The organism is Citrobacter sp. wls718, assembly GCF_005280945.1.
Lineage (GTDB): Bacteria > Pseudomonadota > Gammaproteobacteria > Enterobacterales > Enterobacteriaceae > Citrobacter > Citrobacter gillenii.
In genome coordinates this window covers 1-1,975 of record NZ_SZWV01000054.1, presented here as the reverse complement: position 1 = coordinate 1,975, position 1,975 = coordinate 1, and the positions used below count along the sequence as shown (strand labels likewise).

Below are 1,975 nucleotides of genomic sequence, written 5' to 3'. Positions count from 1 at the left end.
TGCTTATTCGCACCTTCCTTAGATAATTCTGATAGCACTTTTTCTACTGGGCAGTCTGCAATGTCCGCTTCTCGCTCACAGCGGACCTTCAGCAGCCCATAGCTGTCTGCTATGTGCCAGAAGCGGATGTTACTTCTTGCATATTTCAATTTTCTTCTCCCCACAGCGGTGTATCTCCTAACGCTTTAGCAATAAAATCAACAAAGCTGCGAACCTTGAAAGGAATACGGATCGCGCTGGGATAAACAGCCTGAATAGTAAGTTCAGTCGTCCGGTATGCTGGCAGCAGCTTTATCAGCTTGCCCTGCTTAATATGCTCGCCAAAAACAAAGTTGGGCCCATAAGCAATGCCTGTTCCGGCCAGTACGGATTCAAGAAGCAACTGAATGTTATTGGCAGTCATACGGCATGGGCCTTCAATACTGTGCGGCCTGCCTTGTGCATCATAAATCGTCCAGTCTCCCGCTGAAACCGCCTGGCTGAACGCCAGTCGAGGCGCACGGGAAAGATCATCCGGCGTCTCTGGTGTGCCATGTTTTTTCAAATACTCCGGTGAAGCGCACAAAACCATCCTGCAAGGTGCCAGCCGCCGCGTAACCAGTGTCGGATCCTCAAAACGCCCAACTCGGATGGCAACATCGATTCGATTTTCGAGCAGATCGGCGTATTTATCCTCCAGTACAACGTCCAGACTGACCTCCGGAAATTGCTCCAGGTAGCGTGATACGATCCTACCAAGATGCATTGCACCGAAGGCGACCGGTGCTGCAACGCGAAGCAACCCCTTCGGTGTTTTCTGAACATCACTGGCTTCCCGGTTCGCATCCTCAAGAACCTCAAGAATAACTTTGCAACGTTCATAATACCGCTCACCGGCATCCGTCAGGCTAAGACGGCGTGTTGAACGCTGAAGAAGTCGTACATTTAGATCAGATTCTATAGCGCTGACATGCTTTCCTGCCATTGCAGCCGAAAGCTTAAAACGTCTCGCAGCGGCGGCGAAACTGCCTTCATCCACTGCCGCGATAAAAATCTGCATGCTGGTGAACCTGTCCATAACTTACCACCATTCGATAATCAGAGTATCGGCTGTCGACACAATTACGCTGATTATCATCACTCATGACAGCAATTACCATTACCTTAATGACATGAAGAGGCATGAGACGATGAAAATTAAGGTGAATGGAACGGGTATCCACATTGAGCAACAGGGCAGCGGTGAAATTGCACTGGTATTTTTGCATTATTATGGCGGTTCATCCCGTACATGGGAGAGCGTGATAAGTCAGTTACCTGACCACTACCGCACAGTTGCAATCGACCACCGGGGCTGGGGGGGCTCAGACGCACCTAAATCAGGATACCGAATTGGTGACCTTGCTCGGGATGCCGAAGGGGTTATTTCAGCGCTTGAGCTTAAACGCTACATTCTTATTGGCCATTCGATGGGGGGAAAAGTTGCCCAACTGATGGCGTCGCGTCGGCCTGCAGGTCTTGAAGGCCTGATGCTTATCGCTCCCTCTCCACCTTCACCTATGCGTCTCACGCCTGAGCAGCGCGATACGTTATCCAGCGCATATAACAGCCGCGAATCTGTCGGCTTTGTGATTGATAATGTCCTGACAGCGGGGGCACTAAGTTCTGCTCTGCGTGAACAGGTAATCGAGGACAGTTTGAGGGCCTCATCCGAGGCCAAAGAAGGCTGGCCTAATACGGCTATCGGCGAAGACATTACCCAGGAAGTGGCCTCAATTAATGTCCCTGTGACGGTCATTTCAGGGGAGTTGGATCGTGTAGACCTTCCGGCTACTCTGCAAAGAGAATTGCTGCCCCTTATTTCACATGCATCAATGTATATTATTCCAGACGTCGGACATCTCTTGCCTCTGGAGGCCCCTACAGAGGTCGCCAGCCACCTGTTAAAATTTACAGCCGCCATTGAAGGGGGGATGGATTGGCCCCTATATTTCCA

The 1,975-nt window shown here is 50.6% G+C and carries 2 protein-coding genes; one reads left to right on the top strand and one right to left on the bottom strand.

Annotation, left to right across the window (positions count from 1 at the left end):
- Positions 1-145: 145 nt before the first annotated feature.
- Positions 146-1,039: a LysR family transcriptional regulator gene (locus tag FDW95_RS11010; RefSeq protein WP_004958616.1), complete on the bottom strand. Its 894-nt coding sequence runs from the start codon at positions 1,037-1,039 to the stop codon at positions 146-148.
- Between FDW95_RS11010 and FDW95_RS11005 the strand changes: the two genes are divergently transcribed.
- Positions 1,038-1,975, top strand: a 938-nt coding sequence (locus FDW95_RS11005; protein WP_137363500.1) for an alpha/beta hydrolase, incomplete at its 3' end; no start/stop codon positions are given. The genes FDW95_RS11010 and FDW95_RS11005 overlap by 2 nt on opposite strands.

What these genes read in the sequence shown, in the direction of transcription:
- FDW95_RS11010 (WP_004958616.1), bottom strand. Translation starts at nt 1,039, where the DNA reads ATGCAGATTTTTATCGCGGCAGTGGATGAAGGCAGTTTCGCCGCCGCT.